Genomic DNA, 26826 nt, shown 5'->3' on the forward strand with positions numbered 1-26826 from the left:
CCTTGGTTGATATCTGCGCGTCTGATCCCTGTATTGGCTTTTTGTGGTTTTGAATATTCCAGGTGAATCGCCTTCGGCGAATCACCCGGGGATGGTTTTGCTTGACAGATGGGGAAGCCCTTGTAGCCAAAGTTAACCGGCGCCGGAGCGCGAAGCGCGGAGGGTACCGCTACAGGCCATGAAAATGCCGAAGGCATGGCCTGTAGTGGCGTCCGCGTTGAACGTACAGTTAGGCAGCGACATGAAAATGCCTAGTCAACCGCAGATCCATCACCACTGACGCTCCATTGAAAGCAAATAGGAGTACGGACTTTCAAGTCTAGTTCTCCGTCGTTGATTTGCCAGCATCACAGCAGACGCTGTAAGTGAAACGCCTGCGCCTGCGAGCAACGCAACGGAGCTAGGGATGCCTGCAAGGATTGCAGCCGAAGTTGGTGCAGCCGAGAAGAATGACACCTTGAGCAAGCCATTTAGCCCAGCCTCCCAGCCCTGGGCTCTCAATGACTCGCGAAGGCTGCGCATGGCTGGTAAGACACTTGCTTGATACTGATCAGATACGGCTTGCCTCAGTGCCTCCACAGGTACATCTTTGGGTAGGTCTGTTGTAAGGCGTGCAACCTCTTTCCTGAATAGAGACAGTTCTTCTTGGTGATCTCTCTTGAACTTGAGTATTTCCTTTGCGGAGAGATGTTCTGGCAAGGATATGCCTTGAACCATAAGGTCAATAAGTAAGCTGGGTGCGACCTCTGTTGGCAATGACCGCCTTGGGCCAAATGCATCAAAATGACGACCAACGCGCCTGCTATTGGAGGCACCGAGTGGTTTTCCCTTGCCCACGGCAATTGCCAATTGGTCTGCTGCTGATGACTCAGTGACCAGTCCCAAGCCCAACCGCTGTGCAAGCTGGGACGCGAGTAGTGTCATGTAGAAATTTGCGAACCCAGGGGCTACGTGAAACCAGCCATCATCGTGAAGTCCACGTTCCAGTTCTGAGCGGATCATGTATGGCAATTTATCCGGATGTATATGAGCAAACTCTCGCAATTCGTGCGACATTTTCTCCGGATGAATCCGGCGTGTTGGATTCTTATCAGTGTTGAACATGACGCCTACGGAGGCTGGGTCAGTCAGATAGTCGAGAACTCTTTCGGTTAGCTCCTCAACCTCTTCCATGTCCGACGAAACGCGAACGGGCTCAAGCACCCCTTCGTCGCAGAGAATTCGAGCGAAGTCGTTAGAGTAAGGATCCCTGTGGGATACCGGAACAATCGTTCGGATGGAGTCCCAGAACAGTGCTGCGCTTCGCAGCCAGCGTTCGTCTTTTATGTCTATATATGGATAGTAAAGTGCTGACGAAAAAGCTGCGGGCATTGGGTTTTCTCCGATCAGAATTTCATTGCAGAGCGAATAGCTCGGCGGTTGCTTGTTGCTGCCTAACATAATTTAGACGTCAAAACTGACGCATAACAAAGTGGTTTCAGGCGCAAAGTGAGGCCTAACCCATTAACCACGTCAGGGCCTAAGTGCTTGTCGCGCATTGGTTTTTGGCTCTTCAACGGCCATTCCTCCCAGGTTATGCGTCACTTGTTGGTTCAGTAACAAGCTGTTCGAGCAAGATAGTCGGCCGCATCGCCCAAGTCAAGCCGTTCGGGTACGGCAAAAAAATAACCCCGCCTCGCCAGATCTCGGCGGACGGGGTTGGTGCTTGGCACAAAAAGAAAAACCGGTAAGTCGTTTCCGACTTACCGGTTCCCATGCAGTTGGTAGGCGCGAGAGGACTCGAACCTCCGACCCCCACCATGTCAAGGTGGTGCTCTAACCAGCTGAGCTACGCGCCTGCAAGACCAATAATGTAGCACTATTTTTTGGGTTTTGTCTACTTCCTTCGAATTTTTGCAATTCCGTGCACCTGAGCAACACGCGACAGCAACGAGGCCAGTTTGCTGGTGTCAGCGGTCTGCACCGTCAGGGTGATGGTGATCTCGTCGTGGTGGCTCTGGCTGTGCATGGCCTTCACATGGGTCTTGCCCTGCGCAAACACATCACACACGTCACGCAGCAGGCCTGGTCGGTCATGGCCTTCAATCAGCACGTCGACCGCATAGCTGGCGTCATCGCCCATGGCTTGCTTGCCCCATTCCACCGCAATCACGCGCTCGGGGTGCTGGTGGGCCATCTGGCGGAAGTTGCTGCACTCTCGCCTATGCACGGCGACGCCCTTGCCACGGGTGACATAGCCACCAATCGCATCGGGCGGCGCAGGCCGGCAGCAGCGCGCCAGTTGCGTGAGCAGCGAGTCCACCCCCACCACGAGCACGCCGCGCCCTTCCTTGCCTCGGCTGGCAGCCGCCTCTTGCTCTGTGCGAGCCAGGCGTTGGGCAATCAGCTCATCTGCGGTTTGCTCAGGCGCACTCGGGCGCAACACCTGCTCGATGTTGCGCAGCGAAAACTCATCCTTGCCAACCACTTCAAACAAGGCATCGGCATTGCGGAAGCCCAGCATGTCGGCCAGCGACTCCAGCTTGACCGATGTCTTGCCCTCACGCTGCAGCAGGCGCTCGACGGCATCCCGCCCACGCGCAATGGTGGCCTGCTGGGCCAGGGCATTGAACCAGGCCCGAACCTTGGCACGCGCACGGGGGCTGCGCAGATAGCCTTGTTCGGCGTTGAGCCAGTCCAGCGAAGGCCCGCCCTCTTTGGCAGCCACCACTTCAACCGTCTGGCCGCTGAGCAAGGAGGTGTTGAGCGTGACCATGGCGCCATCGACCCGCGCCCCGCGGCAGCGGTGGCCCAGGTCGGTGTGCAAGGCATAGGCGAAATCAATCGGCGTGGCGCCGGCCGGCAAGTCAATGATCTTGCCGTCTGGCGTGAAGACATAGATGCGGTCGTCAAACAGACCATGCCCCGCCCCGCCCTGCCCCTGGTATTGGTCGTCTGCGGCGGCGAGGTCTCGTTCCCAGGCCAGCAGTTGCCTCAACACCGTCTTGCGGGCTTCTGCCACCCGAGACTCGAACTCGCCCGCAGCCTGCACGCCGGCATAGCCCTTGGTTCCAGCTTCCTTGTAGGCCCAATGTGCAGCCACCCCGCTTTCGGCGTGATCGTGCATGGCCTGCGTGCGAATCTGGATCTCGATGGGCCGCCCCTGCTCGTCTTGCACCACAGTGTGCAAGGACTGATAGCCATTGGGCTTGGGGCGCGCAATGTAGTCCGAGAACTCTTCAGGCATCGGCTGCCATAGCTCATGCACCCGGCTCAAGGCTGCATAGCAGGCGGGCACATCGCTCACGATGACGCGCAGCGCCCGCAAATCGAACACCCGCTCGATGGTCAGGCTCTTGCCCTGCATCTTCTTCCAGATGCTGTAGAGGTGCTTGGGGCGCCCCTGAACGGTTGCTTCGATACCAGAGCTGGCCAGCGCCTGAGCCAGGGTTTGCCGCGCATGCTCGACATTGCGCTCGCGTTCGATGCGCTTTTCATCCAGCGAGCGGGCAATCGACCGGTAGGTGTCCGGCATGAGGAAGCGAAAAGAGAGGTCCTCCAGCTCCCACTTGATCTGCCAGATCCCCAGGCGGTTGGCGAGCGGCGCAAACACCTGCATGGCCTCGCGCGCCAGGGCCTTGGGGCACGGCTGCTTGGTTTCTGCAAAGTGGCGCAAGGTCTGCAGCCGCGATGCCAGGCGCAGCAGCACCACACGCAAATCACGCGAGAAAGCCAGCAACATCTTGCGAATGCGTTCGACCTGCTCGGCATTCAAGGGCCCCAGGCCCTCGTCGCCCAGCATGTCTCGGGCATTGCGCTGAATCTGGACCAGCTTGCGGGCATGGGCAGCCAGGTGCGCGGCGTCCGCCCCGAAGGCACGGGCGATCACCTCATCAGGCTGCTTCAGGAAGGCGCTGGCATAGACCAGGTAGGCCACCGCACGCAAGGACGGGGGCGCACCGATGCCGTGCAGGATCAATGACACGCCATCGGCATGGGCCAGAGCAGGCTCACCGGAATCGATGTGCTGGCCGTCCAGCAAGGGCGCTGCGAAATCACGTGCGCGTGCCAACCCTTCCTCTCGGGCTTGCCGAAGGTTGGCGAGGTCACCGGCTTCACCTTCGGGCAGGTCCAGATCGACCAACTCGACAATGGTGGCGTGCGGTGACTCCAGGGCGGAAGTCTTCATGGCAAAAGAAAATCTCGTATCGCCGTGATCTGATCATCGGCGATGAGGGTGGGTGCATGCCCCACCCCATCAAACTCTATCAACCGGGCCTTGGGCCCTCGGGCTGTCATGGCCTGCGCTGTGTCGGCGTCCAGCAGATCAGACTGCTTGCCTCGCAGCAACAGCACCTCACAGGTCAGCGCATCGTATACCTGCCAGAGCGCAGCCTCGCCACCAGCGGCGGCTTCTGCTGTCATGCCTCGGAACGGCGCGGCGATGTCGGGGTCGTAATGCAACACCCACTTTGCCCCGTCGGCAGACCGCCGCAGCAAGGGGCGCGACAGGTTGAGCCATTGTTCGGCGGTGTGGGGGCCAAAGCCGGTCGAGATGCTCCAAAGGTAGTCGGCTGCTTCCTGCTCGGACGAGAAGCTCACCGGCTTGCCGAGGTAGTCACCAATGCGCAGCAAGGCCTCCAGGCGCAAGCGGGGCCCGACATCGTTGAGCACAAACTTGCGCAGGCGGGCACCGGACACCTGGGGTGGCAAGGTGGAAAAGCCCAGGCCGATCAAGCCCCCCATCGACGTGCCGACCCAATCGATTTCAAGGGGGTCATCGCGCTTCAATTCGGCACGCAACTGCTGCACCAGGGCCACCATGTCACCCACGTAGGTGAACACCTGGTAGGCCGCCGGGTCGGCCAGCCAGTCTGAGTGGCCGCGCCCCACCACGTCAGGGCAGACGACTCTATAAGTGTCAGACAGTGACTGGGCCAATGCGTCGAAATCACGCCCTTGTCGGCTGAGGCCATGCACGCACATGAGGATGCGCGGGTTGGCCGGGTCACCCCAAGACCAGTACGCCATCTCGTGCGTGGGCTGCCCGGAACGGCTGGCGCCCTGGCAGGTCACCCTATGCAACGTTGGTGCGATGGATTTGTGCGGTGCAATGCTGCTCATGCGAAACCTCGGCAGATAATGGTCCTCAACGACATTGTGTTTCTTCTTGCGACAGGAGGCCTTGGATGTTGAACGGAAAAACTGCCCTCGTGACGGGATCAACCAGCGGTATCGGTCTGGGCATTGCATGCCAGTTGGCGGCTCAAGGGGCCAACATCATTCTCAATGGCTTTGGTGACGTCGACGCGCCCAAGGCAGAAGTGCTGGCGGCAGCGAAAGCCCATGCCATCAAGGTGGGCTACCACGGCGCCGACATGAGCAAACCCGCCGAGATCGAAGCCATGATGGCATATGCCGCAGCTGACTTCGGTGGTGTGGACATCCTGGTGAACAACGCCGGCATCCAGTTTGTGGCCAACGTGGAAGACTTCCCGCCCGAGAAGTGGGACGCGATCATCGCCATCAACCTGAGCTCGGCCTTTCATACCACCCGCCTGGCCATTCCGTCCATGCGCGCCAAGAACTGGGGCCGGGTGATCAACCTGGCATCGGCCCATGGCCTGGTGGCGTCTGCCGGCAAGTCAGCCTATGTGGCAGCCAAGCACGGTCTGGTGGGCTTTACCAAGTCTGTGGCACTGGAAACGGCCACCACCGGGGTGACGGCCAATGCCATCTGCCCGGGCTGGGTGTTGACCCCCCTGGTGCAAAAGCAGATCGATGCCCGCGCCGAGCGTGAAGGCATCACCGTGGAAGAGGCTCAAAAGGGCTTGTTGGGCGAAAAGCAGCCGTCGCTGCAATTCGTCACGCCGCAGCAACTGGGCGACCTCGCGGTCTTCCTGTGTTCACCGGCCGCAGACAACATCCGCGGCGTGGCCTGGAACGTGGATGGTGGCTGGGTTGCCCAGTAAGCCCTGCCCTGGTTCTTGAGTCGTACCTGATTTCGCAAACATGAGCTTGACACCGGCAAGCCTGGGGGAATGCCCCTCAGGTCAGGCTGGCGGCGTTCCCTATTCGCCGCTTTATGGAGATGTGTACCACCCGACATGGGGTGCATGGAAGCAGGCCCGGTATGTCTTCATGGCTGGCAACGGGTTGCCTGAGCGGTGGGCTCGGCGAGACAGTTTCGTCATACTGGAAACCGGGTTTGGCCTGGGCAACAACTTCATGGCCACATGGGCGAGCTGGCGGGCAGACCCCCAACGCCCGAAGCGGCTGACATTCATCTCGGTCGAAAAACACCCCCTGACCCGGGCTGATCTGGCGCGGGTGCATGGGCTGGATCAGCCGCCCCCTGAAGCCGAAGCCGAGCCAGGGCACCGCCAACTGGCTCAGGCCTTGCACGATGCCTGGCCTGTGCTGACGCCGGGCATGCACACCCTGCACTTAGAACACTCGGCGCTGGGGGATGTGACCTTGCTGTTGGCACTGGGTGACATTGCCGAGGTGCTGCCTCAACTCGTGGTGAAGGCGGATGCTTTCTATCTGGACGGGTTCGCCCCCGCCAAGAACCCCGAGATGTGGGACGAGCACCTGATCAGCCGGCTGGGCCGACTGGCTGCACCCCATGCCACCGCCGCGACGTGGAGCGTGGCGCGAGGCGTGCGTGACGGCCTGAGCAAGGCCGGTTTCGTGGCCGAGAAAGTGGCCGGCATTGGCGGCAAGCGGGACATCACCCGCGCCACATACAGCCCTCGCCACATCGCCCCACCGCCACCCGGCGGCCTGCGTGCCGATGAGGTGCCGCAACCCCAGCGCCACGCCGTCATTCTCGGCGCCGGTCTGGCTGGTTGTGCCGCGGCCTGGTCGCTCACACGACAGGGCTGGCGCTGCACGCTGGTCGAGGCGGAAACGGATGTGGCCCAGGCCGCTTCCGGCAACCCTGGCGGCCTTTTTCATGCCATCTTGCATGGCGAAGATGGCATCCATGCACGGGCCTACCGGGCCGCAGCCTTGCGCACGGCAGCGATAGCGGCACCCTTGGTCAGCCGTGGCGAGTTGACTGGTTTGGTCGAAGGCCTGCTGCGGCTGGACGGCAAGACCTCAGCCGACGATGCGCACGCCTTGCTTGACCGCCTTGGCTTGCCGGCAGACTACGTGCGCTGGCTCAGTGCAGAGGCAGCGCAGTCTGCTACCGGCCTGGCCGTGCCCAGCGGGGGGTGGCTGTTTGCACAAGGTGGCTGGCTGCACCCTGCCGGGCTGGCCAACTGGTTTTTGCGTGAGGCACGAGGGCAAGGTGACGTCACCACGCTGTTCAACACCGAGATCGACGCCCTGAATGCCAACCCGGATCAGCCTGATCTGTGGGATGTGATCGACACCTCGGGGCAGACGGTTGCCGCGGCACCCACGCTGGTCCTGGCCTGCGGAACCCGCACGGCCAGCATGGCTGCCGGCCTGCCGGGTGCAGCCACCTTGCCCATGTCCAGCATCAGAGGGCAGATCACCGCCTTGGACGCCCCCACGCCCCGCCTGCCGATTGCCGGTGCGGGTTATGTGCTGGGCCTGCGCGAAGGCAGGCTGCTGTGTGGTGCGACCACGCAGTCCCACGATGCCGAACCCGCCATCCGCACGGCAGACCACCTGCACAACCTCCGCCAGGCAGAGCGCATCGGCTGCACCGGCTTGCCCGAGCTGCCCGATGCGGCCTCGTCAACCCTGGGTGCAGAGCTGTTTGGACGGGTTGGCTGGCGGGCAGCCACGCCAGACCGCCTGCCCTATGTGGGCGCCCTGCCATTGGCCCCCTGCCCGACCGATGCATCCGGTCGCGCCAAGCGCCTGGACCAGCCTCGGTTCGTGCCACGCCTGACCACCTCCAGCGGCGGCGTGTACCTCATGGGCGGGCTCGGCTCGCGTGGCATCACCTGGGCCGCACTGGCCGCCGAGCTGCTGGCGTCCTGGGTCACGGGCTGCCCGAGCCCGATCGAAGCAGACTTGCGCGAAGCACTTGACCCGGCCCGCATGGTGTCGCGTGCGGTGACGCGCAACCGCCAGGACGCAGCGCAGGCCGAAGGCTGAGTACACTGGCGGACATTCCGGCTTCCGACTTACTCCGCGCCTCGATGAGCGACCGTTTACGACTGGACAAATGGCTTTGGGCTGCCCGCTTTTACAAAACACGCAGCCTCGCAGCCGACGAAATCGACAAAGGCCGTGTCCAGGTCAATGAAACCCCGGCCAAACCTTCTCGCGAACTGAAGGTCGGCGATCGTGTGGACATCCGCCAGGGTGCCCTCACCCGCACGATCATGGTCCGGGCCATCAGCCACATCCGTGGTCCGGCCCCGGTCGCCCAGACTTTGTACGAGGAAACGGCCGACAGCCTGCTGCGCCGGGAACAGCACGCAGAAGCACGTCGCCTGGCGGCCGAACCCGCCTTGGCGATCGAGCAAGGCCGACCAACCAAGCGCGACCGGCGCCAGTTGGCCGACTGGAACCGCTGGAGCGCCGGGCTCGACGAATAATTTTTCGTCCACCCCCTTGAAACCCAGACCTGAGCCCTGATATCTGCAGGGTTTTGATGGACTCTTACCATTTTTCACATCATGAGCGACATGCCCAACAACGCCGAGACCCCCGACACCGCTGCCGCCGCTTCGGCACCGGACACCGCCGCAACCAGCGTTGAACAGCAACTCGCCGAGCTGCAGGCCAAGCACGCCGAGGTGTCTGACGCCTACCTGCGTGCCAAGGCCGAAGCCGAAAACATCCGCCGCCGTGCCGAAGAAGAAATCAGCAAGGCCCGCAAATTCGCGGTCGAATCGTTTGCAGACAGCCTGCTGCCCGTCAAGGACAGCCTGGAAGCGGCACTGGCCAGCCAGCAAGCCAAGCCTGACACCCCGGTCGAGACCGTGCTGGAAGGCGTGCAGGCCACCCTGCGTCAGCTGACGGCCGCCCTGGAGCGCAACAAGGTCATCGTGATTGACCCCGCCGCTGGCGCCAAGTTCGACCCCCACCAGCACCAGGCCATCAGCATGGTTCCGGCCGACCAGGAAGCCAACACCGTGGTGGGCGTGCTGCAAAAGGGCTACCTGATCTCGGACCGCGTGCTGCGTCCGGCGCTGGTCACCGTGGCTGCACCGAAATAAGCCGACATTAAAAAATCGCAGAAATCAGGCCAAAAAGGCCTTGAAACCTGCAAAAAACAACCCAGATAACCAAGCAATCGGTTTCAAGTTTCCAAGGAGCTACACAAAATGGGCAAGATCATCGGTATTGACCTGGGCACCACGAACTCGTGCGTGGCCATCATGGAAGGCAACACCACCAAGGTCATCGAGAACAGCGAAGGCGCTCGTACTACTCCTTCCATCATCGCTTATCAAGAAGACGGCGAGATTCTGGTGGGCGCCTCGGCCAAGCGCCAGGCGGTGACGAACCCCAAGAACACCCTGTACGCGGTGAAGCGCCTGATCGGCCGCAAGTTCACTGAGAAGGAAGTTCAAAAGGACATCGATCTGATGCCCTACACCATCGCAGCGGCCGACAACGGCGATGCCTGGGTGGAAGTGCGTGGCAAGAAACTGGCTCCTCCCCAGGTGTCGGCAGAAGTGCTGCGCAAGATGAAGAAGACCGCTGAAGACTACCTGGGTGAAGAAGTCACCGAGGCCGTCATCACCGTGCCCGCTTACTTCAACGATGCACAACGGCAAGCCACCAAAGATGCGGGTCGTATCGCGGGCCTGGAAGTCAAGCGCATCATCAACGAACCGACTGCCGCTGCGCTGGCTTTCGGGCTGGACAAGGCTGGCAAGGGCGACCGCAAAATCGCGGTGTATGACCTTGGCGGTGGTACGTTCGATATCTCGATCATCGAAATCGCCGATGTGGACGGCGAAAAGCAGTTCGAAGTGCTGTCGACCAACGGCGACACCTTCCTGGGTGGCGAAGACTTTGACCAACGCATCATCGACTTCATCATCACCGAGTTCAAGAAGGAATCCGGTGTCGACCTGACCAAGGACGTGCTGGCACTGCAACGCCTGAAGGAAGCTGCTGAAAAGGCCAAGATCGAGCTGTCGAACTCGTCGCAGACCGACGTCAACCTGCCTTACATCACCGCTGACGCCACTGGTCCGAAGCACCTGAACATCAAGCTGACCCGCGCCAAGCTGGAAAGCCTGGTCGAAGACCTGATCGAGCGCACGATTGCCCCTTGCCGCACCGCCATCAAGGATGCCGGCGTGAGCGTGGGCGACATCGATGACGTGATCCTGGTCGGTGGCATGACCCGCATGCCCAAGGTGCAGGAAAAGGTCAAGGAGTTCTTCGGCAAGGATCCGCGCAAGGACGTGAACCCTGACGAAGCCGTGGCCGTGGGCGCTGCCGTGCAAGGTCAGGTGCTGGCCGGTGACCGTACCGACGTGCTGCTGCTGGACGTGACTCCGCTGTCCCTGGGTATCGAAACCATGGGCGGCGTCATGACCAAGATGATCGGCAAGAACACGACCATCCCGACCAAGCACTCGCAGGTGTTCTCGACCGCTGACGACAGCCAGCCGGCCGTGACCATCAAGGTGTTCCAGGGTGAGCGTGAAATGGCTTCGGGCAACAAGATGCTGGGCGAATTCAACCTGGAAGGCATCCCGCCCGCACCGCGTGGTGTCCCGCAAATTGAAGTGACCTTCGACATCGACGCCAACGGCATCCTGCACGTGAGCGCCAAGGACAAGGGCACCGGCAAGGAAAACAAGATCACCATCAAGGCCAACTCGGGTCTGACCGAGGACGAAATCCAGAAGATGGTGAAGGACGCCGAGCTGAACGCAGCGGAAGACCACAAGAAGGTCGAGCTGGTGCAGGCCAAGAACCAGGGCGATGCCATGGTTCACAGCGTGCGCAAGTCGCTGACCGAATACGGTGACAAGCTGGAAGCCGGCGAGAAGGACAAGATCGAAGCTGCGATCAAGGAAGTGGAAGAAGCCATCAAGGGCGACTCCAAGGACGAGATCGAGGCCAAGACCAATGCCCTGATGACCGCCAGCCAGAAGCTGGGTGAGAAGATGTACGCCGACATGCAAGCCGCTCAGGCTGCTGGCGGTGCCGCTGAAGGCGCTGCGCCGGGCGGTGCATCGGATGCCAAGCCGGCCGACGACAACGTGGTCGACGCCGAGTTCAAGGAAGTCAAGAAGGACTGATCGCGGCCTGCCGCATCACCTCGGGCACAGGTCGTGTGAGAGCTTCTCTCGCACACCTGTGCCTTTGCAGTTCAGCCTGGAAACAACATGGCGAAACGCGATTTTTATGAAGTGCTCGGGGTGGCCAAGACGGCCACCGACGACGAGATCAAGAAGGCCTACCGCAAACTGGCCATGAAGTACCACCCTGACCGCAATCAGGGGGACAAGGCCAAGGAAGCCGAAGAGAAGTTCAAGGAGGTCAAAGAGGCCTACGAGATGCTCTCGGACGCGCAAAAGCGCCAGGCCTACGACCAGTTCGGCCATGCCGGCGTTGACCCCAATATGGGTGCAGGCCGCGGTGGCGCAGAAGGCTTTGGTGGCTTTGCAGACGCCTTTGGCGACATCTTCGGCGACATCTTCGGCGCTGCCGGTGGCGGTGGTCGCCGCGGCGGTGGTCCGCAGGTCTACCGTGGCAGCGACCTGTCGTACGCCATGGAGATCACGCTGGAAGAAGCCGCACATGGCAAGGACACGCAGATCCGCATTCCCTCCTGGGATGAATGCGAGCACTGCCATGGCTCAGGCGCCAAGCCAGGCACCAGCGCCAAGACCTGTACGACCTGTAACGGCTCGGGCACGGTGCACATGCGCCAGGGCTTTTTCAGCGTGCAGCAAACCTGCCCCCACTGTCACGGCACCGGCAAGGTCATCCCGGATCCCTGCACGCACTGCCACGGCCAAGGCCGCGTCAAGAAGCAGAAAACCCTGGAAGTCAAGATCCCGGCCGGTATCAACGAAGGCATGCGCATCCGCTCGGCCGGTAACGGCGAGCCGGGCACCAATGGCGGCCCCGCAGGTGACCTGTACATCGAGATCCGCATCCGTCCGCACGATATCTTCGAGCGCGATGGTGACGACCTGCACTGCACGGTGCCGGTGCCCTTGACCACAGCCGCCCTGGGTGGCTCGGTTGAGGTGCCTACACTGGGTGGCAAGGCGGAGATCGATATCCCCGAAGGCACGCAGCACGGCAAGACCTTCCGTCTGCGCGGCAAGGGCATCAAGGGCATCCGCTCCAGCCACCACGGCGACCTCTACTGCCACATTGCTGTAGAGACCCCCGTGAAGCTGACCGAGCACCAGCGCAAGCTGCTCAAGGAGCTCGATGAGTCCTTCAAGAAAGGGGGGGAGAAACACTCCCCGAACTCAAAGAGCTGGACCGACCGCGTGAAGAACATCTTCAAGTGATGCTTCCGCAATACAAAAAAGCGACCCACCCGGGTCGCTTTTTTCTTGAGTAACACCCCATCAACTGGTGTCTATTCAAGATTGGCTGCCAATCTGCCGACATTCATAAAAAAGGACACCGCTGATCCATGCCCTACTTGTACGAAGGCGTTGAAAACTGCAAGGCTCTGATCGTTGACGACGGCAATGTGTCGCGCAGCATCCTGGCCTCGCAGTTGCGCGACCTGGGTGTGGGCAATGTGGTGCAGGCCAGACGCCCCCAAGATGCCCGCGTGGCACTGGAGCGGCAGACCTACGACTTCGTGCTATGTGAATACCACTTCGAGGACGAGGCCTACAGCGGCCAGGACCTGCTGGATGACCTGCGGCGCGCCAACCTCCTGCCCTACGCCACCACCTTTCTGATGGTGACCAGTGAAGCCAGCTACAACAAGGTGGCAGAAGCCGCCGAAGCGGCGCTGGATGGCTACCTGATCAAACCCTACACGGCCAACTCCCTGGGCGACCGCCTGCTGCACGCCAGGCAACGCAAGATGGCCCTCAAGGACATCTTCTCTGCCATCGAGGCAGGTGACTTTGGCCACGCAGCCAGGCTGTGCGTACAACGCTTCGTGGGCGGGAAAAGCTATGCCCTGTATGCCGCCCGCATAGGGGGCGACCTGCTGGCGCGCCAAGGGCACGTCAAGGAAGCCCAGGCGCTCTACCAGAAGGTGCTGGACCAGCACCCTCGCCTGGCCTGGGCTCAACTGGGCATGGCCCGCACCTATGTCGACAGCCAGCAAACTCCGATGGCGCGCCGCCTGCTGCACAACCTCGTGAAAGAGCACCCCGATTTCGCCGAGGGGCACGACATGCTGGGCAACCTGGAGATCGAACAAGGCGAACTCGCGCAAGCCCGTGATTCGCTCAAGCGCGCCTGGGACATCACCCCGGCATCGATCAGCCGCTGCGTGCGGCATGGTGCGGCATCGTTCTATGCCGGCGACAAGGCAGAAGCCGTGCGCCCACTGGAGCGGGCGGCCACGCTCGGCAACGGCTCGAAGATGTTTGACCAGCAAAGCCTCATGTTGCTGGCCTTCATGCGCATGGATGCCAAAGACACCAAGGGGCTGCGTCGCACATTGAGCGCACTCGATGCCGCTTTGCAGAACCAGCCTGACAGTGCCCGGATTCAACGCATGGTGGAAGTCGGCCGCACGCTGTGCCTGGTGGCCGAGCAAAAATCCGAACTGCTGCCATCGACACTGCAGAAGCTGGCAGAACAACTGGATGCCGATGACCTGGATGTGGAGGCCGCGTGCAACCTGCTGAGCCTGCTGGCGCGCATCAGTCCCGAATTGGCCGCCGCCCCGCCATGCAGCGACTGGGTCGAGAAGCTCAGCTGGCGATTCAGTGGCAACAAGGCCGCGGCCACCTTGATGCTGGCCGCATCAGCCGAGCGCCCGGAGCAACAGGCCCGCATACAGAACATCCTGAGCGAAGCCCAAACGGCCGTTCAGGCCGCACTCTCGCAGGCACTGGCTGGCCAGCACCGCTTTGCCGTGACCGAGCTGATTTCGCTCGCCCAGAAATGGCGCAATGCGAAGTGGGCAGAAATGGCCGGTATCGCGCTGGATCGCCACCGCGAACACATTGCCGATGCCGACCGGCTGGAGCCATTGATCCAGAACCTGCGCAACAGCTTCAAGGGTCAGCCGAACCGGCTTCCTTTGGGGAACGACAGCGGACGTCAAGCCGGCGGGCTCAGTCTACGGGTTAAAGTCGCGCCTGCGCCCAACGCAGCCTGACAGGCTGTCTTCGAGCGTTCACGCCTGCCCGCTACCATGCGGGCACCCTCGTCTGTATCCCCCTGCCATCGCCATGTCTGGTCATTCCAATTCGCTCAAGTCGATCCTGTACGCCCTCGGCGCCAACTTCGCGATCGCCATCTCCAAGACCGCTGGTGCCGCGTTCACGGGGTCCTCGTCCATGATGGCCGAGGCCATCCACTCCTATGCAGACTGTGGCAACCAGGCGCTGTTGTTGTGGGGCATGAAAGAGGCCAAACGACCGGCCAGCCCGGACCACCCGCTCGGCCACGGCAAAGCCAGCTATTTCTGGAGCTTCATCGTGGCCCTGATGCTCTTCAGCATGGGCGGCCTGTTCTCCATCTACGAAGGCGTGCACAAGCTGCACAGCACCGAACCCCTGCAATATGCCTGGGTGGCCGTAGCCATCCTGGCTTTTGGCGTGGTGGCCGAAGGCATGTCGCTGTGGGGAGCTCTGGGCGAAGTCCGCAAGGGGCTCAATGGCGGGTCTTTGTGGCACTGGTTCCGCACCACGCGCCAAAGCGAATTGCTGGTTGTCGTTGGTGAGGACATCGCTGCCTTGGGCGGCTTGGCCATGGCGCTGGGCTTCATCCTGCTGGCCATCGTCACAGGCAACCCCATGTGGGATGCCGTGGGCTCCATTGCCATTGGCAGCCTGTTGGTACTCGTCGCCTTTCTGGTGGGCGCTGAAGTCAAGGCCTTGCTGGTGGGACAAAGTGCGGAGCCCGCCGAACTGGAGCGCATGCGCACCTTCCTGACCTCGCAGCCCGAAGTCGCGCAGCTCTACAACCTGCTGACCCAGCAACTCGGTAACGACATCATGGTGTCGATCAAGGCCCGCATGCACCTGACGGGCAGCGAGGAGGGCCTGATCCACGCTATCAACCGCGTCGAAAAGGGTTTCAGAGAGGCTTTCCCCACTGTGCGCTGGGTGTTCTTCGAGCCAGATCTCGCAGACTGAGCCAGCGTCGCACAATCGTGCGGGCCAACAAAAAGACCGGCTCCAGGCCGGTCTTTTTCATGGGTGAAGCCGTTGCGGCTTATTCTGCCGACTTGGCCACACAGTCCACGTAGTAGCGCTTGCCACCGTTGGGCAACTCTTCGGCCACCAGGCCGTGCACATCGGTAGCGAAGCCGGGGAAGGCTTCGTTGAAGTCACGGTTGAACTTCAGGAAGTCCACGATCTTCTTGTTGAAGCGCTCACCAGGGATCAGCAGCGGGATGCCGGGTGGGTAAGGCGTCAGCAGCGCGGTGGTGATGCGGCCTTCCAGGTCGTCGATGTCCACACGCTCGGTCTGGCGACGGGCGATGCAGGCGTAGGCGTCCGACGGCTTCATGCCAGGCTCCAGGCCAGACAGGTACACATCGGTTGTCAGACGGGCAATGTCACCCTTGGCATAGGCTTCGTGCACGCTCTGGCACAGATCGCGCAGGCCCATGCGCTCGTACTTCGGATTCTTCTTGCAGAAGTCCGGCAGCATGCGCCACAGCGGCGCGTTCTTGTCGTAGTCGTCCTTGAACTGCTGCAGCGCCGTCAGCATGGTGTTCCAGCGGCCCTTGGTGATGCCGATGGTGAACATGATGAAGAAGCTGTACAGGCCGGTCTTCTCGACCACCACGCCGTGCTCGGCCAGGTACTTGGTCACGATGGACGCCGGGATACCCGTCTTGGCAAACTTGCCCGACACGTCCAGGCCCGGGGTGATGATGGTCGACTTGATCGGGTCGAGCATGTTGAAGCCTTCGGCCAGGTTGCCGAAGCCGTGCCACTTTTCGTTGGCCTTCAATACCCAGTCGCTGGGCTTGCCGATGTCTTCGGAGACCAGTTTGTCCGGCCCCCAGACCTTGAACCACCAGTCCTTGCCGTATTCCTTGTCCACCTTGCGCATGGCGCGGCGGAAGTCCAGCGCTTCCTTGATGGACTCCTCCACCAGGGCGGTACCACCTGGGGGCTCCATCATGGCTGCGGCCACGTCGCACGACGCGATGATGGCGTACTGCGGCGAGGTGGAGGTGTGCATCAGGTAAGCCTCGTTGAAGAGGTTACGGTCGAGCGGCACGTTTTGCGAGTCTTGCACCAGCACGTGCGAGGCCTGCGAGATGCCGGCCAGCAGCTTGTGGATGGACTGCGTGGCGTACACCACTGCATCCTTGGGGCGCGCACGGCCCTTGCCCATGGCGTGATACAGGCCATAGAACTTGTGGAAGGCGGCGTGCGGCAACCAGGCTTCATCAAAGTGCAGGTTGTCGATCCAGCCGTCGAGCATGCCCTTGATGGTCTCGGTGTTGTAGAGCACGCCGTCGTAGGTGCTCTGCGTCAGCGTCAGGATGCGGGGCTTGGCCTTCTTGGGATCGACGCCCTTGAGCAGCGGGTTGTTGGCGATCTTCTTGCGAATGGTCGCGGGCTCGAACTCGCTCTTGGGGATGGGGCCGATGATGCCGTAGTGGTTACGCGTGGGCGTCAGGAACACGGGGATGGCCCCGGTCATGATGATGCTGTGCAGGATGGACTTGTGGCAGTTGCGGTCCACCACGACGATGTCGCCGGGGGCCACGGTGTGGTGCCACACCATCTTGTTGGAAGTAGAGGTGCCGTTGGTGACAAAGAAGCAGTGGTCCGCATTGAAGATGCGGGCGGCGTTCTTTTCCGACTCGGCCACGGGGCCGGTATGGTCCAGCAACTGGCCCAGCTCTTCCACGGCGTTGCACACGTCGGCGCGCAGCATGTTCTCGCCATAGAACTGGTGGAACATCTGGCCCACCGGGCTCTTCAGGAAGGCGACGCCGCCCGAGTGACCGGGGCAGTGCCACGAGTAGGAGCCGTCCTGGGCATAGTCCATCAATGCCTTGAAGAACGGAGGCGCCAGGCCGTCCAGATAGCTCTTGGCTTCGCGGATGATGTGACGCGCCACGAATTCGGGGGTGTCCTCGAACATGTGGATGAAGCCATGCAACTCGCGCAGGATGTCGTTAGGGATGTGCTCCGAGGTGCGTGTCTCACCATACAGGTAGATGGGGATGTCGGCGTTCTTGAAGCGGATCTCTTCAATGAACTTGCGCAGGTTCAGCACAGCCGGGTCGAGCTCGGGGCCGGGCGTGAATTCTTCGTCGTCGATCGACAGGATGAAAGCGCTGGCGCGGCTTTGCTGCTGGGCGAACTGGGCCAGGTCGCCGTAGCCGGTCACGCCCAGCACCTCGACGCCCTCCTTGGTGATGGCATCAGCCAGGGCACGGATGCCCAGACCCGAGGTGTTCTCGGAGCGGAAATCCTCGTCGATGATGACGATGGGGAAGTGGAAACGCAGCATGGCGACAGACCCTCAGCAGCAAATGGTCGGAATGTCCAAAGATCGCGAAGTGTAGGGGTACTTGGGGTCAGATTTCTTGACAGCCGCCACAACTTTTTTGGCCTCTGGCACGAATATGGCGACCCGCCCCAATCCGGTCTACACTGCCCCGGCACAAGAAGGGAGTTTGATCCATGAGTCAGTCGTCACTCTGGTGGATTCTGGCTGGTTGTCTGGTAGGGCTGGAGTTGCTGTCTGGCACCTTCTATCTGTTGATGCTGGCACTCGGTGCAGGCGCAGGCGCCCTGCTCGCCCATGCGGGCTTCCCGCTGACGGCACAAATTGTGGCTGCAGCCGTGGTGGGCGGCGGTGCCGTCACCAGTTGGTACCTGCGCATGAGGGGCCGAGGCACAACGGCCACCACCGCCTCAGCCAACCCCGATGCGCTCGATATCGGCCAGACCGTGCATGTCTCGCACTGGAGCGCCGAGCGAACAGCCCACGTGCGCTACCGCGGCACGGAATGGCAGGCCCGCTTTCAAGGCGATGGCCACCCCGAATCCGGCAGCTACCGGATCGCGGCTGTCGACGCCAATCAACTCATTTTGGAAAAAGTCTGAAACACCATGGAAATCGCCATCGTCATCGCGGCCATTGTGGTCATTTTCATCAGCAAGTCGGTCAAGGTTGTTCCCCAGCAGAACGGCTGGGTGGTTGAGCGCCTCGGGAAGTACTTCATCACCCTCGGCCCTGGCCTGCGTTTCCTGATGCCCTTTGTTGACCGCATCGCCTACAAGCATTCACTCAAGGAAATTCCGCTGGACGTGCCCAGCCAGGTCTGTATCACCAAGGACAACACCCAGTTGCAGGTCGACGGCATCCTGTACTTCCAGGTGACCGACCCGATGCGCGCCAGCTATGGCACCTCGAACTACGTGGTAGCCATCACGCAGTTGGCCCAAACCACGCTGCGCAGTGTCATCGGGCGCATGGAGCTGGACCGGACCTTTGAAGAGCGCGATGCGATCAATGCCGCCGTGGTGTCGGCACTCGACGAAGCCGCCCTGAACTGGGGGGTGAAGGTGCTGCGCTACGAGATCAAGGATCTGACCCCGCCGGCAGAAATCCTGCGCTCCATGCAACAACAGATCACAGCCGAGCGGGACAAGCGCGCCCGCATCGCCGAGTCCGAGGGTCGCAAGCTGGAGCAGATCAACCTGGCCACAGGCGAACGCGAGGCATTCATCGCCAAGTCGGAGGGTCTGAAGCAGGCCGAGATCAACAAGGCCGAAGGCCAGGCCGCGGCCATCACCTCCGTGGCAGAAGCCACTGCGGCCGCCATCCGCAAGATTGCCGATGCCATCAACCAGCCGGGTGGGCCTGAAGCGGTCAATCTGAAGGTGGCAGAGAAAGCGGTGGATGCCTACGCCCAGCTCGCCCAGAAGAACAACACCATGATCGTGCCCGGCAACATGAGCGAGGTTTCCGCGCTCATCGGTACCGCGATGACCTTGCTGAAAAAGGCGCCCCCGGCTCCTTGACCTGGCATACGAGAGGCACCCATGGCGATCGAACTGACTTCAGGCAGAAACGTATTGGGCGGCCCCTTGCGGGCCTGCTCCTTTGATCCGCTGACAGGTTTCTTTCGCGATGGCTGCTGTCGCACACGCCAAGACGACCTGGGGCTGCACGTGGTCTGCATCAAGGCCACGGCCGATTTCCTGGCCTACTCGGCCCAGGCTGGCAATGACCTTTCGACCCCGTACCCCGAATACCGCTTCAAGGGGCTTCAACCAGGCGACCGCTGGTGCTTGTGCGCCTCACGCTGGCTGGAAGCCTATGAAGCGGGGTTCGCGCCCCCGGTCGTGCTGGAGTCGACCAACGAGCGGGCGCTCGATGTCATCCCCCTGGAACTGCTGAAACAGCACGCCCTGCCCTCGTCTCGAACAGACGTCTGAACGGTCGGCTCGCCGCACTCAAGGCTGGGAAGCCAGGAGCAGCTTGAGGCCATCCTCATCCAGGATGGTCACCCCCAGTTCTTGCGCCTTGTCGAGCTTGCTGCCCGCTTCGGCACCAGCCACCACATAGCTCGTCTTCTTGGACACCGAGCCGGCCACCTTGCCACCAGCGGCTTCGATCAGGGCCTTGGCCTCCTCCCGCCCCATGGTGGGCAAGGTGCCGGTCAGCACCAGGGTCTTGCCCGCCAGCGGCAGGGCTTGATCGGCCACGCTACTGGGCTCATGTTCGGCCCACTGAAGCCCGACCTGACGCAGATCTTGCACCACCTCGCGGTTATGGGGCTGGGCAAAGAAGGTGTGGATGCTCTGCGCCACCACCGGGCCCACATCATTGACTTGCAGCAGCGCTGCCTCGTCCGCATCCATGATGGCGTCCAGCTTGCCAAAGTGGCGCGCCAGATCCTTGGCGGTGGCCTCGCCAACGTGGCGAATACCCAGTCCGAACAAGAAGCGCGGCAAGGTGGTCTGCTTGCTCTTTTCCAGCGCATGGACGATGTTCAGGGCACTCTTTTCAGCCATGCGATCCAGGCCGGCCAAGGTGGCCACGTCGAGTCGATACAGATCGGGCAGCGTCTTGACCAGCCCTCCTTCGACCAACTGATCAACCAGCTTTTCACCCAGGCCCTCGACCTCGACCGCCCTGCGCTGCGCGAAATGCAAAATAGCCTGCTTGCGTTGCGCGGCGCAGAACAGCCCGCCCGAGCAGCGATGGTTCATCTCACCGGGCTCGCGCACCACCGCGCTGCCACACACCGGGCAGCTGGAAGGCATGCGGAAGTTGGGCACATAGGCAGGCCGGACGCCCGGCACGACGCCGACCACTTCTGGAATCACATCACCAGCACGACGCACGATCACCGTGTCACCGACCCGCACCCCTTTGCGCCGCAACTCGAACAGGTTGTGCAAGGTGGCATTGGTCACGGTGACCCCACCAACGAACACGGGCTTGAGCCGCGCAACAGGCGTGAGCTTGCCCGTGCGGCCGACCTGGATGTCGATCGCCTCAACCTGGGTCAGCTGTTCCTGCGCTGGATATTTGTGTGCGACGGCCCAACGCGGCTCGCGGGTAACGAAGCCCAGTTGTTCTTGCAAGGCGCGCGAGTTGACCTTGTAGACGACGCCATCAATGTCAAAAGGCAGGCTGTCACGGCGCGCACCCACGGCCTGGTGAAAAGCCACCAGCTCTGCTGCGCCCCGCGCTACAGTGCGCTCGGTACAGACTGGCAAGCCCATGGCCGACAGCGCATCCAGCAAACCGCTGTGCGTGGCCGGCACATCCCAGCCCTGTACTTCACCGAGGCCGTAAGCAAAAAAGCTCAGCGGACGCTGCGCAGCAATGGCCGGATCAAGCTGCCGCACGGCACCAGCCGCCGCGTTGCGCGGGTTGACAAAGGTCTTGTCGCCCTTTTCCCGCTGCCGCTCATTGAGGGCATCGAAGTCGTCGCGGCGCATGTAGACCTCACCACGCACCTCCAGCACGGCAGGTTCAGCTCCGTGCAAGCGCAATGGAATCTGCCCGATGGTGCGGATGTTCTGCGTGACGTTCTCACCGACTTCACCATCACCGCGCGTGGCCGCCTGGACCAGCACGCCCTGCTCATAACGCAGGTTGATGGCCAGGCCATCGAACTTCAGCTCGGCTGCATATTCGACCGCTGGAGCGGCGTCACCCAGGTCCAACTCGCGGCGCACCCGTGCGTCGAAGGCCTCGGCACCAGAGGCTTCCGTATCGGTTTCCGTGCGGATGGACAGCATCGGCACCACATGGCGAACCGGCTCGAACCCATTCAGCACCTGACCGAGCACACGCTGTGTCGGCGAATCCGGTGTGCGCAAGGAGGGATGCGCCTCTTCCAGCGCCTGCAGTTCCCGAAACAAGCGGTCATATTCCGCATCGGGAATCTCGGGCGCGTCCAGCGTGTAATACAGATGCGCGTGGTGCTGCAGGGTGCGGCGCAATTCGGCGGCGCGGGCTACATCACCAGCAGGCAGCTCGCCTGCTGCGCCGAACAGGTCGTTCTGCGACATGGTGGAACCTCGACTCAGCTGAACAAGCGACGCGTTGCGGCCGACCCGGCCGCCAGATCACGCGCAGCCAGCGCCTCGTACAAACGCTGCAACTCTGACTCGATGGAAGCGAATGCCGCTGGCGAGAAGGGCTGCCCCTGATCGTCCACCATCACGGCATCCAGGCTCATGGCCAACACCTCGCCGGCAGCACACCAGGCCTTGAAAGGCGCCTGATCGGCAGCAGTCTGGGGCACATCAAATGCGAGGACCAGCTCACGCAAGGTGGCCTGGTCTTCACTTTCGGCAAATGCAGCCTGCGCGTCGTACTGCAGGCTCAACACAGGTGGTGCGCCTTCTTCAGCTGCAGGCAGCACAAAACGACCGGGCAATGCGCCTGGCACGAATCCATGGCGTGCAGCCTGCTGCTGCACATAACCGACCGACCAGGCGCTGCCCTTGCCATACAGGCGCAAGGCCAACTGGGCATCATGGGCACTGGCAAAGCCATCCAGCTCCTTGGCGCGCTGGACCACATCGAGCATGTCGGGGAATTCCACCGCAGCGCCTAGCGCATCGGCAAACGCCTGCACCTTCTGCACGAACTCGGAATATTCGATTTCGTTGAGGCCGCCCGTGCGGTTGGCCAGCAGCACGCCCGCCTGGATTTCCTTGTACATCACGCCAGGCTGAGGGGCTTCCCATTCGCCACAATCAACACGCAGCCCCTCTACCATGAATGGCTTGCTGCCGGCGCGGCGCGTAGGCGGCACATGCGCCAGGATGTGGTCGCCGGTGGTGGGTGACTCGAGTGTGATGGTCGCAATGGCATCAATCAATGCATCCAGCCGAGGCTGGTTGCGCTTGACCGGCGGAGGCGCCTTCAGCGTGGGCGGAGTGAGTCGCTCGCCCATGTTGACCGCATCTTCGTTGGGCACGGTGTCTGCCAAGGCCGAATCAATGCCCCCCGGCACGGGCTCGTGGATGGCACGTTTGGGCTGACGGGCTGCGGTCTTGCGGGCGATCCAGGTGCCGTGTGCAATCACCGCTGCGAGAACGATGCCGCCAAGAATCGCAAGATAAAGGGTCAGGGAATGATTCATTGGATGTTTCCGGTGTCGTTCAGGCTGCCTGCTGGGCCAGCGAGAAAGCCGCCTCCATGTCGACCGCCACGATACGCGAGACGCCCTGCTCCTGCATTGTCACCCCGATCAACTGCTCGGCCATTTCCATGGCGATCTTGTTGTGCGAGATGAACAGGAACTGCGTGCCGGCCGACATGCTCTTGACCAGCTTGGCGTAACGCTCGGTGTTGGCGTCGTCCAGCGGTGCATCGACCTCGTCCAGCAGGCAGAACGGTGCCGGATTGAGCTGGAAGATCGCAAACACCAGGGCGATGGCCGTCAAGGCCTTTTCGCCGCCGGACAGAAGGTGGATGGTGCTGTTTTTCTTGCCCGGGGGATGGGCCATGACCTGCACCCCCGAGTCCAGGATTTCGTCGCCGGTCATGACCAGCTTGGCCGAGCCCCCACCGAACAGGCTGGGGAACATGCGACCAAAGTGTTCGTTGACCGTGTTGAAGGTGCCGCCCAACAGATCGCGGGTTTCCAGATCGATCTTGTGGATCGCATCTTCCAGCGTCTGGATGGCGTCGTTCAGGTCGGCGGACTGCGAGTCGAGGAAGCCCTTGCGCTCGCGTGCAGCAGTCAACTCTTCCAGCGCCGCCAGGTTGACGGCACCCAAAGAGTTGATTTCCCGCTGAATGCGGTCGATCTCGGTCTGCAGGCCATACAGCTTCACCCCGTCCTGCTCAATCTGGGCCGCCAGGGCTTCCAGGTTGACGCCGGCGGCGGTCAGCTGCTCCATGAACTGGGCACCGCCCAAGGCAGCGGCCTGCTCTTCAAGCTGGAGGCGCGTGATCTGATCGCGCAAAGGCTGCAGACTGCGCTCGAACTCCAGACGCTGCTCATCGGCTCGGCGCAATTGGGCGGACAAGTCGTCGTAGCGGCTGCGCGTCTCACCCAGCAGGCGCTCTTTCTCCAGCTTGACCGCCAGGGCCTCGTCCAGCCCCGTGCCCGCTGCGGCCTCCGTGAGGCGGGCCTGCTCTTCCTGCAGGCTGACCACCGTCGCGTCATTGGCCACCAATTGCTGATCGGCCGTTTCAATGCTGCGCTGCAATTCGCCACGTCTGGCAGACATGGTCCGCGCACTGAATTGAGCCTCCTGGGCCTGACGCTCGAGCGCACGTGCCTGCTCACGCGCCTGATTGAGCTTGCGCTCGGCTTCGATGACGGCTTCTTCCAGCTGAGCGTGCTTTTCCTGCGCATCTGCCAGCGCCAGGTCCAGCTCTTCGAAGCGCGCCTCGCCCGTGGCGCGGCGCTCGCTCAACTCTTCAAGCTGCCCATCGATTTCTGCCAACTCACCGGCAATCTGCTCGTGCCGCATCTGGGCCTGCTGCGCCTGCTGCGAGAGGCTCAGCACTTCCACCTGCAGATGATGCTGACGCTGCTGCTGCTCCGACGTGTCACGGCGCACCGTGGCCAGCCGCTGTGCCGCGTCGGCATACGCGGCTTCAGCGCGCACCAGCGAGGCCCGGGCATCGTCGGCCATCATGGCCTGTGCACGCACCTGCTTTTCCAGGTTTTCAATTTCTTGCGCACGCGCCAGCATGCCGGCCTGCTCCGAATCGGGTGCGTAGAAACTGACGGCAAACTGGCTCACCGCATGCCCGGCGCGGGTCATGATGACCTCGCCATGGGTCAGCTTGCTGCGGTTGGCCAGCGCCTCTTCCATCGACGATGCGGTGTAGACCCCTTCCAGCCAGTCTGACAGCAAGGTCTTGAGACCGGCATCGTTCAGCCGCAGCAGGTCAGCCAGACGAGGCAAGGTCTGATGTGAGGTCGAGCCAGGCTGCCCAAACGGCACGGTGAAAAACGCCAGCTTGGCCGGCGGCGCGTCATGTTCGAACGCCCGCACCGTTTCGACACGGCCCACTTCCAACGCAGACAAGCGTTCGCGCAGTGCCGACTCCAGGGCGTTTTCCCAGCCCTGCTCAATGTGGAGCCGCGTCCACAGGCCAGACAGGCTTTCAAGCCCATGCTTGGCCAGCCACGGCTTGAGCTTGCCTTCCGTCTGCACCTTGTCCTGCAAGGCACGCAAGGCTTCCAGGCGCGCAGCCAGTTCGGCGTGGCGCGCTGTCTCCGTATTGGCCTGTGCCTGTTGCAGCTTTCGTCCGTCATCAAGCATCGGCACGGAGTCGGTGAGCTCGCCCAACTGTGCCTCGGCAATGGCCAGCGACTCCTGAGACGCCTCCAGCTGACGCTTGAGATCAGTCAGGCGCATCTCGTCAGGGACAGCCAAGCCCTGTTTCTCGCTGGCCAGACGCTCACGCCGCAGATTCAGCTGACGAGACTGGTCATCGATGTTGCGCGACTCGGCCGCCAGCAACTGGATTTGCTGTTGCACCTGGCTGGCTGCGCCGCGCTGCTCATTGGCCCGCTGGGTCGCCGCGCGCACGGTGTCCTCGTAGGTCGGCAGGTTGGCAGACAGCTCCTCGGCCTGTGCAGCCAGGATTTCAGCCTGCTCTTCGGCGATGGCCATTTTCTCGGCCAGCTGCTCCAGCTCATCCAGGGCAGCTTGCTTGCGCCCTTGCCACTGGTCGTTCTGGGTCCTGATTTCGGCCAGCCGCTGCTCAACCTTCTGGCGGCCCTCGGCCACGTAGCGAATGCGCTCTTCAAGCCGACTCACTTCCAGATTGGCCTCGGCCAGGGCACCTTGCGCGGTGTGCAGCTCGTCGCTGGCCGTGTAGTGGGCCTGCCGCACCTGCTCCAACTGCGCCTCGACGTGGCGCAACTCGGCCAGACGGGCCTCCAGCGCATTCGTGGCTTCCAGCATGGCCTGCTTGATCCGCGACTCTTCGGTCGACGCATCACGGTGCTTCAGGAACCACAGCTGATGCAACTTCAGCGTGCCCTGCTCCTGCAAGCCGTTGTAACGCGTGGCCACTTCGGCTTGGCGCTCCAGCTTTTCCAGATTGGCATTGAGCTCACGCAGGATGTCTTCCACGCGGGTCAGGTTCTCGCGCGTGTCCTTGAGGCGGTTTTCCGTCTCGCGGCGACGTTCCTTGTATTTGGAAACCCCGGCCGCCTCCTCCAGAAACAGGCGCAGCTCTTCCGGCTTCGACTCGATGATGCGGCTGATCGTGCCCTGGCCAATGATGGCGTAAGCCCGCGGGCCCAGCCCGGTGCCCAGGAACACATCCTGCACGTCGCGACGACGCACCGGCTGGTTGTTGATGAAGTAGCTGGACGTGCCATCACGGGTCAGCACCCGCTTGACGGCGATTTCAGTGAACTGGTTCCACTGGCCACCGGCGCGGCCCTCTTCATTGCTGAACACCAGCTCCACGCTGGCACGGCTGGCCGGCTTGCGGTTGCCCGAGCCGTTGAAGATGACGTCCTGCATGGACTCGCCGCGCAGTTCGGATGCCTTGGATTCACCCAGCACCCACCGTACGGCGTCCATGATGTTCGACTTGCCGCAACCATTGGGCCCCACCACCCCGACCAGCTGACCTGGCAGGTGAAAATGGGTCGGTTCGGCGAATGACTTGAAGCCGGACAGCTTGATCGAATTCAGGCGCATGCTTGCGTTGGACGGTCAGAGACGACTAAGTCATTGATTCATATAGCCAAACGCACATCACAGCGCGCCAACTTGAGCCAGGGATGATAGCATCGCGAGTTCTGTAGTTAACTCCATACCTTTGCGCATTCAACATGGCCAAGAAAGCTCCTACCGCCCGCACCACCAAGACGACCGCCGCCCCGAAGCTGGCCGTGGGAGAACGCGCCAAGCCTGCCACACCCCCGTCGGCCCCGTCTCGCACGCTGGACGTGTTCCCCAACCCGGCGCCTCAGCGTGACTATGTGATCCAGTTTCAGGTGCCCGAGTTCACCTGTTTCTGCCCGCTGACCGGCCAGCCTGACTTCGCCCACTTCACCATCGATTGCATTGCCGACAAGCTGTGCGTTGAACTGAAGAGCCTCAAGATGTACATGTGGAGCTACCGCAACGACGGCGCTTTCCACGAGAAGGTCACCAACGACATCCTCGATGACATCGTCAAGGCCATCCAGCCGCGTTACCTGCGCATCACCGCCAAGTGGTACGTGCGTGGTGGCATCTATACCAATGTCGTGGTCGACCACCGCAAGAAGGGCTGGAAACCCCAACCCAAGGTGGACCTGCCGGAGCACAATGCCGAAACCGGCCTGCTGGGCTGATCATTCGGCGC

The 26826-nt window shown here is 62.0% G+C and carries 19 protein-coding genes, 1 tRNA gene and 1 pseudogene; 12 read left to right on the plus strand and 9 right to left on the minus strand.

Annotated elements, in window-relative coordinates; translation table 11 throughout:
- The 5 genes from ACE3PH_RS06955 to ACE3PH_RS06975 all read right to left on the minus strand — a co-directional run.
- Positions 1 to 197: hypothetical protein (locus ACE3PH_RS06955; RefSeq protein ID WP_374317284.1), on the minus strand; the 197-nt coding region annotated here is incomplete at its 3' end.
- A gap of 73 nt (positions 198 to 270) precedes the next feature.
- On the minus strand, positions 271 to 1440 hold the full coding sequence (locus tag ACE3PH_RS06960; protein ID WP_374317285.1) for a hypothetical protein: 1170 nt from the start codon (positions 1438 to 1440) through the stop codon (positions 271 to 273).
- Positions 1441 to 1761: 321 nt separating this feature from the next.
- Positions 1762 to 1838 (minus strand) — tRNA-Val (locus ACE3PH_RS06965).
- Between the two features lie 38 nt (positions 1839 to 1876).
- A complete protein-coding gene (locus ACE3PH_RS06970; protein WP_374317286.1) occupies positions 1877 to 4168 on the minus strand; it encodes a bifunctional (p)ppGpp synthetase/guanosine-3',5'-bis(diphosphate) 3'-pyrophosphohydrolase in 2292 nt (763 codons plus the stop codon).
- Positions 4165 to 5103, minus strand: a complete 939-nt coding sequence (locus ACE3PH_RS06975; RefSeq protein WP_374317287.1) for an alpha/beta fold hydrolase — start codon at positions 5101 to 5103, stop codon at positions 4165 to 4167. Before ACE3PH_RS06975 ends, ACE3PH_RS06970 begins: the two co-directional genes overlap by 4 nt.
- Before the next feature lie 65 nt (positions 5104 to 5168).
- Between ACE3PH_RS06975 and ACE3PH_RS06980 the strand changes: the two genes are divergently transcribed.
- From ACE3PH_RS06980 to ACE3PH_RS07015, 8 genes and pseudogenes are all read left to right on the plus strand, one after another.
- Positions 5169 to 5951 (plus strand): 3-hydroxybutyrate dehydrogenase, encoded by a 783-nt coding sequence (locus ACE3PH_RS06980; RefSeq protein WP_374317288.1) that lies wholly within the window; start codon positions 5169 to 5171, stop codon positions 5949 to 5951.
- Between the two features lie 40 nt (positions 5952 to 5991).
- Positions 5992 to 8058 carry an FAD-dependent 5-carboxymethylaminomethyl-2-thiouridine(34) oxidoreductase MnmC gene (gene mnmC, locus ACE3PH_RS06985; RefSeq protein ID WP_374317289.1) on the plus strand — a complete coding sequence of 689 codons (2067 nt, stop codon included), beginning with the start codon at positions 5992 to 5994 and terminating at the stop codon, positions 8056 to 8058.
- A gap of 44 nt (positions 8059 to 8102) precedes the next feature.
- The gene (locus ACE3PH_RS06990; protein WP_374317290.1) at positions 8103 to 8504 is read left to right on the plus strand and encodes an RNA-binding S4 domain-containing protein; all 402 of its coding nucleotides are present in this window, start codon (positions 8103 to 8105) and stop codon (positions 8502 to 8504) included.
- Between the two features lie 81 nt (positions 8505 to 8585).
- Positions 8586 to 9128: a nucleotide exchange factor GrpE gene (grpE, locus tag ACE3PH_RS06995; RefSeq protein WP_374317291.1), complete on the plus strand. Its 543-nt coding sequence runs from the start codon at positions 8586 to 8588 to the stop codon at positions 9126 to 9128.
- Positions 9129 to 9227: 99 nt separating this feature from the next.
- A pseudogene (gene dnaK / locus ACE3PH_RS07000) lies at positions 9228 to 11177 on the plus strand (molecular chaperone DnaK); the annotation flags it as partial.
- Between the two features lie 87 nt (positions 11178 to 11264).
- Complete coding sequence (gene dnaJ, locus ACE3PH_RS07005) at positions 11265 to 12407, plus strand: molecular chaperone DnaJ (protein ID WP_374317292.1); 1143 nt, start codon at positions 11265 to 11267, stop codon at positions 12405 to 12407.
- Between the two features lie 128 nt (positions 12408 to 12535).
- A complete protein-coding gene (locus ACE3PH_RS07010; RefSeq protein ID WP_374317293.1) occupies positions 12536 to 14194 on the plus strand; it encodes a response regulator in 1659 nt (552 codons plus the stop codon).
- A gap of 73 nt (positions 14195 to 14267) precedes the next feature.
- Positions 14268 to 15176 (plus strand): cation diffusion facilitator family transporter, encoded by a 909-nt coding sequence (locus tag ACE3PH_RS07015; protein ID WP_374317294.1) that lies wholly within the window; start codon positions 14268 to 14270, stop codon positions 15174 to 15176.
- 79 nt (positions 15177 to 15255) lie between these two features.
- On the opposite strand, the gene ACE3PH_RS07020 is transcribed toward ACE3PH_RS07015, so the two are convergent.
- Positions 15256 to 17523 (minus strand): Orn/Lys/Arg decarboxylase N-terminal domain-containing protein, encoded by a 2268-nt coding sequence (locus tag ACE3PH_RS07020; RefSeq protein ID WP_374317295.1) that lies wholly within the window; start codon positions 17521 to 17523, stop codon positions 15256 to 15258.
- 173 nt (positions 17524 to 17696) lie between these two features.
- Here ACE3PH_RS07020 and ACE3PH_RS07025 point away from each other — a divergent pair, with 173 nt between their 5' ends.
- Genes ACE3PH_RS07025 through ACE3PH_RS07035 form a run of 3 tightly spaced genes read left to right on the plus strand, consistent with a single transcriptional unit; the run spans position 17697 to position 19460 of the window.
- Positions 17697 to 18122 carry an NfeD family protein gene (locus tag ACE3PH_RS07025; RefSeq protein ID WP_374317296.1) on the plus strand — a complete coding sequence of 142 codons (426 nt, stop codon included), beginning with the start codon at positions 17697 to 17699 and terminating at the stop codon, positions 18120 to 18122.
- 6 nt (positions 18123 to 18128) lie between these two features.
- Positions 18129 to 19043, plus strand: coding sequence for an SPFH domain-containing protein (locus tag ACE3PH_RS07030; RefSeq protein ID WP_374317297.1), 915 nt, complete (start codon positions 18129 to 18131; stop codon positions 19041 to 19043).
- Positions 19044 to 19064: 21 nt separating this feature from the next.
- Positions 19065 to 19460 carry a DUF2237 family protein gene (locus ACE3PH_RS07035; RefSeq protein ID WP_374317298.1) on the plus strand — a complete coding sequence of 132 codons (396 nt, stop codon included), beginning with the start codon at positions 19065 to 19067 and terminating at the stop codon, positions 19458 to 19460.
- An 18-nt stretch (positions 19461 to 19478) separates the two neighbouring features.
- Here ACE3PH_RS07035 and ligA read toward each other — a convergent pair whose 3' ends face one another.
- The 3 genes from ligA to smc are packed head-to-tail and all read right to left on the minus strand — an operon-like array spanning position 19479 to position 26174.
- A complete protein-coding gene (gene ligA, locus ACE3PH_RS07040; protein ID WP_374317299.1) occupies positions 19479 to 21551 on the minus strand; it encodes an NAD-dependent DNA ligase LigA in 2073 nt (690 codons plus the stop codon).
- Between the two features lie 14 nt (positions 21552 to 21565).
- Complete coding sequence (locus ACE3PH_RS07045) at positions 21566 to 22633, minus strand: cell division protein ZipA C-terminal FtsZ-binding domain-containing protein (RefSeq protein WP_374317300.1); 1068 nt, start codon at positions 22631 to 22633, stop codon at positions 21566 to 21568.
- A 19-nt stretch (positions 22634 to 22652) separates the two neighbouring features.
- Positions 22653 to 26174 (minus strand): chromosome segregation protein SMC, encoded by a 3522-nt coding sequence (gene smc, locus ACE3PH_RS07050; protein WP_374317301.1) that lies wholly within the window; start codon positions 26172 to 26174, stop codon positions 22653 to 22655.
- A 134-nt stretch (positions 26175 to 26308) separates the two neighbouring features.
- On the opposite strand from smc, the gene queF reads away from it, so the two are divergent.
- The gene (gene queF / locus ACE3PH_RS07055; protein ID WP_374317303.1) at positions 26309 to 26815 is read left to right on the plus strand and encodes a preQ(1) synthase; all 507 of its coding nucleotides are present in this window, start codon (positions 26309 to 26311) and stop codon (positions 26813 to 26815) included.
- Positions 26816 to 26826: the final 11 nt, after the last annotated feature.

It is taken from the genome of Aquabacterium sp. (assembly GCF_041909175.1).
Taxonomy (GTDB): domain Bacteria; phylum Pseudomonadota; class Gammaproteobacteria; order Burkholderiales; family Burkholderiaceae_C; genus Aquabacterium.

What these genes read in the sequence shown, in the direction of transcription:
- ACE3PH_RS06960 (WP_374317285.1), bottom strand. Translation starts at nt 1,440, where the DNA reads ATGTTAGGCAGCAACAAGCAACCGCCGAGCTATTCGCTCTGCAATGAA.
- ACE3PH_RS07015 (WP_374317294.1), top strand. Translation starts at nt 14,268, where the DNA reads ATGTCTGGTCATTCCAATTCGCTCAAGTCGATCCTGTACGCCCTCGGC.
- ligA (WP_374317299.1), bottom strand. Translation starts at nt 21,551, where the DNA reads ATGTCGCAGAACGACCTGTTCGGCGCAGCAGGCGAGCTGCCTGCTGGT.
- queF (WP_374317303.1), top strand. Translation starts at nt 26,309, where the DNA reads ATGGCCAAGAAAGCTCCTACCGCCCGCACCACCAAGACGACCGCCGCC.
- ACE3PH_RS07030 (WP_374317297.1), top strand. Translation starts at nt 18,129, where the DNA reads ATGGAAATCGCCATCGTCATCGCGGCCATTGTGGTCATTTTCATCAGC.
- ACE3PH_RS06990 (WP_374317290.1), top strand. Translation starts at nt 8,103, where the DNA reads ATGAGCGACCGTTTACGACTGGACAAATGGCTTTGGGCTGCCCGCTTT.
- mnmC (WP_374317289.1), top strand. Translation starts at nt 5,992, where the DNA reads ATGAGCTTGACACCGGCAAGCCTGGGGGAATGCCCCTCAGGTCAGGCT.
- ACE3PH_RS06970 (WP_374317286.1), bottom strand. Translation starts at nt 4,168, where the DNA reads ATGAAGACTTCCGCCCTGGAGTCACCGCACGCCACCATTGTCGAGTTG.
- ACE3PH_RS06975 (WP_374317287.1), bottom strand. Translation starts at nt 5,103, where the DNA reads ATGAGCAGCATTGCACCGCACAAATCCATCGCACCAACGTTGCATAGG.
- ACE3PH_RS07010 (WP_374317293.1), top strand. Translation starts at nt 12,536, where the DNA reads ATGCCCTACTTGTACGAAGGCGTTGAAAACTGCAAGGCTCTGATCGTT.
- ACE3PH_RS07045 (WP_374317300.1), bottom strand. Translation starts at nt 22,633, where the DNA reads ATGAATCATTCCCTGACCCTTTATCTTGCGATTCTTGGCGGCATCGTT.
- grpE (WP_374317291.1), top strand. Translation starts at nt 8,586, where the DNA reads ATGAGCGACATGCCCAACAACGCCGAGACCCCCGACACCGCTGCCGCC.
- smc (WP_374317301.1), bottom strand. Translation starts at nt 26,174, where the DNA reads ATGCGCCTGAATTCGATCAAGCTGTCCGGCTTCAAGTCATTCGCCGAA.
- ACE3PH_RS07025 (WP_374317296.1), top strand. Translation starts at nt 17,697, where the DNA reads ATGAGTCAGTCGTCACTCTGGTGGATTCTGGCTGGTTGTCTGGTAGGG.
- ACE3PH_RS07035 (WP_374317298.1), top strand. Translation starts at nt 19,065, where the DNA reads ATGGCGATCGAACTGACTTCAGGCAGAAACGTATTGGGCGGCCCCTTG.
- dnaJ (WP_374317292.1), top strand. Translation starts at nt 11,265, where the DNA reads ATGGCGAAACGCGATTTTTATGAAGTGCTCGGGGTGGCCAAGACGGCC.
- ACE3PH_RS06980 (WP_374317288.1), top strand. Translation starts at nt 5,169, where the DNA reads ATGTTGAACGGAAAAACTGCCCTCGTGACGGGATCAACCAGCGGTATC.
- ACE3PH_RS07020 (WP_374317295.1), bottom strand. Translation starts at nt 17,523, where the DNA reads ATGCTGCGTTTCCACTTCCCCATCGTCATCATCGACGAGGATTTCCGC.